The sequence below is a fragment of the Oxalicibacterium sp. genome (assembly GCF_035565035.1).
Classification (GTDB): domain Bacteria; phylum Pseudomonadota; class Gammaproteobacteria; order Burkholderiales; family Burkholderiaceae_D; genus Oxalicibacterium.
Genome location: NZ_DATMTD010000004.1, coordinates 1 through 4,442, shown reverse-complemented (window position 1 = coordinate 4,442; position 4,442 = coordinate 1). Strand labels below are relative to the sequence as shown.

The 4,442-nt window shown below is 56.3% G+C and carries 3 protein-coding genes; all 3 read right to left on the bottom strand.

The genetic code is table 11. The annotated features are described in order from the left end of the window. Positions 1-2,494 (bottom strand): DNA topoisomerase (ATP-hydrolyzing) subunit B (gyrB, locus tag VN114_RS00400; RefSeq protein ID WP_325510859.1); only part of this gene is annotated, 2,494 nt, incomplete at its 3' end. A 247-nt stretch (positions 2,495-2,741) separates the two neighbouring features. Continuing rightward, positions 2,742-3,848 carry a DNA polymerase III subunit beta gene (dnaN, locus tag VN114_RS00395; RefSeq protein ID WP_188421918.1) on the bottom strand — a complete coding sequence of 369 codons (1,107 nt, stop codon included), beginning with the start codon at positions 3,846-3,848 and terminating at the stop codon, positions 2,742-2,744. Positions 3,849-4,163: 315 nt separating this feature from the next. Continuing rightward, on the bottom strand, positions 4,164-4,442 hold a 279-nt coding region (locus VN114_RS00390), incomplete at its 5' end, for a helix-turn-helix domain-containing protein (RefSeq protein ID WP_325510854.1).

The window sequence follows — 4,442 nt, the reverse complement described above, 5'->3', positions numbered from 1 at the left end:
AAATATCGATGTTCCCCGCCGCCAGCGCATTTGTCTCAATAAACGCCCGACGCGGCTCCACATCGTCGCCCATCAGTGTCGTAAAAATCTGGTCCGCTGCAATCGCATCTTCAATCTGCACTTTCAACAGACGGCGCACGTTCGGGTCCATCGTCGTTTCCCACAACTGCTCAGGATTCATCTCACCCAGACCTTTGTAGCGCTGCTTGCCGACACTGCGTTCGGCTTCGCCGCGCAGCCAGTTCATCGCCTGGTGGAAATCACTGATGGCACTGACCTTGGCTTTGTCACCGGCGCCACGTTGTACGGTAGCGCCCGGGCCAATCAAACCCTTGAACGTTGCCGCGGCTGATGCAAGTACTCCGTAGTCCGGACCCGCGACGAAATCAGCATCGAAGCCGGTGACCTTGATATTGCCGTGGTACATGCGCTCGATGCGCAATGCGAACTTGTCCGCCAGCTCGTCGTGTACAACGCTGACCTTGACGGCTGGATCGTCGATGCCTTGCTGCAGGCGAGCGGCCGATTCGTCAGCAGCTTGCTGCGAGCCGAGATCCAGCGTCACACCGGTCATGATGGCGGTGAGCGCAGCCGAATCGATGGTGCGCGTCAGGCGATTGATGATCGCGTTGGACGTGTTGTACTGACGAACCAGTTCCGACAATGCTTCACCGGTAATCGGTGCGGCACCTTCGTTCGGCGTGATGGATGCGTCGTTCAATGCGATCTGCATCATGTAGACGGCTTCTTCCAGATCGTCTTTCAGATAACGCTCGTCCTTGCCGTGCTTGACCTTGTACAGCGGCGGCTGTGCGATGTAGACATGGCCGCGCTCGACCAGTTGTGGCATTTGGCGATACAGCAGCGTCAGCAGCAGCGTGCGGATGTGTGCGCCGTCGACGTCCGCATCGGTCATGATGATGATGCGGTGATAGCGCAGCTTGTCGATGTTGAATTCGTCGACACCGATACTGGTGCCGAGCGTGGCGATCAGTGTGGTGATCTGTTCGCTCGACAGCATTTTCTCGAAACGCGCTTTTTCGACGTTCAGCACCTTGCCGCGCAGCGGCAGGATCGCCTGAAACTTGCGGTCGCGACCTTGCTTGGCGGAGCCGCCTGCGGAATCACCCTCGACGATGTACAGTTCGCACAGTGCCGGATCTTTTTCCTGGCAATCGGCCAGCTTGGCGGAGAGGCCCAAACCGTCCATCACGCCTTTGCGACGCGTCAGTTCGCGTGCCTTGCGTGCTGCTTCGCGTGCGCGCGCCGCTTCGACGATCTTGCCGCAGATGATCTTGGCGTCGTTCGGCTTTTCCATCAGGAAGTCGGTCAGCGTCTTGGCAACGATCTCTTCGACCGGGCCACGTACTTCGGAAGACACGAGCTTGTCTTTCGTCTGCGAGCTGAATTTCGGTTCCGGCACCTTGACGGACAGCACGCAGGTCAGGCCTTCGCGCATGTCGTCACCGGTGACTTCGACCTTGGCCTTTTTGGCCAGATCGTTTTCTTCGATGTACTTGTTGATGACGCGCGTCATCGCTGCACGCAAACCCGTCAGGTGCGTGCCGCCGTCGCGTTGCGGAATGTTGTTGGTGAAGCAGAGCACCTGTTCGTTGTACGCGTCGTTCCATTGCATGGAAACGTCGACGCCGACCAGCGTACCTTGCTCCGATTCGCGCTCGCCGGTTGCCTGGAAAACCGTTGGATGCAAGACGCTCTTGGCCTTGTTGATGTATTCAACGAAACCACGCGTGCCGCCTTCGAACGCAAAGTCTTCTTCCTTGCCGGTACGCTGATCGGTCAGCTTGATGTGCACGCCATTGTTCAGGAACGACAGTTCGCGAATACGCTTGGCGAGAATGTCGTAATGGAATTCGACGTTGTTGAAAATTTCCTCGTCGGCCCAGAAGTGCACTTCAGTGCCGCGCTTGTCGGTTTCACCCAGCACCTTGATCGGCGAGACGACCTGGCCGTCGATGGTTTCAATTTCACGATTGACCGGTACGCCACGCGAGAATTCCATCGAATGCACTTTGCCATCGCGGCGAATCGTCAGCTTCAGCGTTTTCGACAGTGCATTCACGCAGGACACGCCCACGCCGTGCAGACCGCCGGAAACCTTGTACGAGTTCTGGTCGAACTTGCCGCCGGCGTGCAGCTCGGTCATCACGATCTCGGCCGCGCTGCGTTTCGGATCGTGCTTGTCGTCCCACTTGATGCCGGTCGGAATGCCGCGACCGTTATCGGTGATCGAGATCGAATTGTCCGAATGGATGGTGACGTGGATTTCGCTGCAGTGGCCTGCCAGCGCTTCATCGATGGAGTTATCCAGCACTTCGAAGACGCAGTGATGCAAGCCTGTGCCGTCCGACGTATCGCCGATGTACATGCCAGGACGTTTGCGTACGGCTTCCAGGCCTTCGAGGATCTGGATGGACGACGCGCCGTACTGGGCGGATTGCGAGGATGGGTTCTCGTTCGGGATCGCGGACATGGCTACCTTTATTACGGTGACGGATGAAGCAACGGTGAGGTCTTTTCTTGCTCGGCTTCGCGGAAAAGCGCGGAGGGAATGGGGGAAAAGGCGTCGAAAACAGTTGTTGCAGTATTCATCCTAATTGGGGGCGAAGTCCCTGTTTTTAAAGCAGTTTTTCACTCTGAAAACGCTTTAAAACGAGATTTCGCACGCCCAATCATTGGGGAAAAACAAAAGGCGTTTTTACGTGTGCAAAAAGCCCTTATTAAATACGCATCGGCATCACGACATACTTGAAGTCGGGATTTTCCGGTACGGTCAGCAATGCCGATGAATTGGCATCGCCAAGCGCAATGTTCACATTGTCGCTCTTGAGATTGTTCAGCACGTCGAGCAGGTAGGTGACGTTGAAACCGATATCGACGCTATCGCCGCCGTAGTCGATTTCAACTTCTTCCACTGCTTCTTCCTGATCGGCGTTGGTGGAACTGATCTTCATGCTGCCGGGCGCGATCACACAGCGCACGCCCTTGAACTTGTCGGACGTCATGATGGCCGCACGCTGCAACGAACGCAGCAAGGTGTCACGGCCGATCGTGAAGTTGTTCTTGTAGCCCTTCGGCACCACGCGGGTGTAATCCGGGAACTTGCCTTCGACCAGCTTCGAAATCAGTTCGATATCGCTGAAGGTCAGCTTGACCTGATTGGTCGCGATTTCCAGATCGACCGGCTGGTCGTTTTCTTCCAGCAGGCGCTGCAGTTCGAGGATGGTCTTGCGCGGAATGATGACTTCCTGGCGCGGGAATTCCTGCTCGGTCGCCACCTGGCAGAACGCGAGACGGTGACCGTCGGTCGCAACGGCAATCACATTCTTGCCATCGACCACCAGCAACAGGCCATTCAGGTAGTAGCGAATGTCTTGCTGCGCCATCGAGAAGTGCACCATGTTGAACAGGTGCTTCAGCGCCTTCTGCGGCAACGTGACCTTGGCGTTGTATTGCTCGGCCTGGGCAACCGTCGGGAATTCCTCGGCGGCCAGCGTCTGCAATGCAAAGCGCGACTTGCCGGACTGCACCGTCATGCGCTTGTTCGCCAGCGACAGGGCAACATCACCGGAATCAGGCAGCGCACGCAGGATGTCCAGCAGCTTGCGTGCGGCGACCGTGGTGGATGCAGCATCGTTGCCGCTGCCGACTTGTGCATGCGTCGTGATCTGCACTTCGATGTCGGTCGACAGGAAAGAAACGCGCTCACCGTCCTTGCGAATGAGGATATTGGCCAGAATCGGCAGCGTATGCCGACGCTCGACAATACCACTCACTATCTGCAACGGACGCAACAGCGCATCTCGTTGGGCTTTAACCAATTGCATAGTTAGATCCTTATCGATAGATAGTTAAACAAATGCGCGAATGCGTGCTCAATAAAAATCAAACGCCGGCGATTTGCCATGATCGCCGGCACTTGCCGCGCAACGTCCGTTTGTTTCACCTGCAGAAAAGCGCGATGACGAAGAACTCGCTTCCTGCGTCGCCGGACGGCTCGGCAACAACTGTATATTTTGACAGAAACACCCGGTCAAAAACCCCAAGCCGAGGTGATTTTGTCCCTAATCCGACTTATCCACCTACTATCCACCACTTATCCTACGGATATCCACAAAGTTATCCACAGGCACGTAGGCAGATCAACCTTTCAGCGTTTGCTCCAGCACATGCAATTCATGATTGCATTCGGGGCTCTTGCTCCGGTCGGCGCCGATCTTGCGAACCGCATGCAACACTGTCGTGTGATCGCGCCCGCCAAACAGCTCGCCAATCTCCGGCAGGCTCTTTTGCGTTAATTCCTTGGCAAGGTACATCGCGATCTGGCGCGGCCGGGCAATATTGGCCGGGCGCTTCTTCGAATACATGTCGGCGACCTTGATATTGAAGAAATCGGCGACGGTTTTCTGGATGTTCTCGAC

Bases quoted from the DNA above. Each gene is read 5' to 3' on its own strand.
- dnaN (WP_188421918.1), bottom strand. From the start codon at position 3,848: ATGCAATTGGTTAAAGCCCAACGAGATGCGCTGTTGCGTCCGTTGCAG.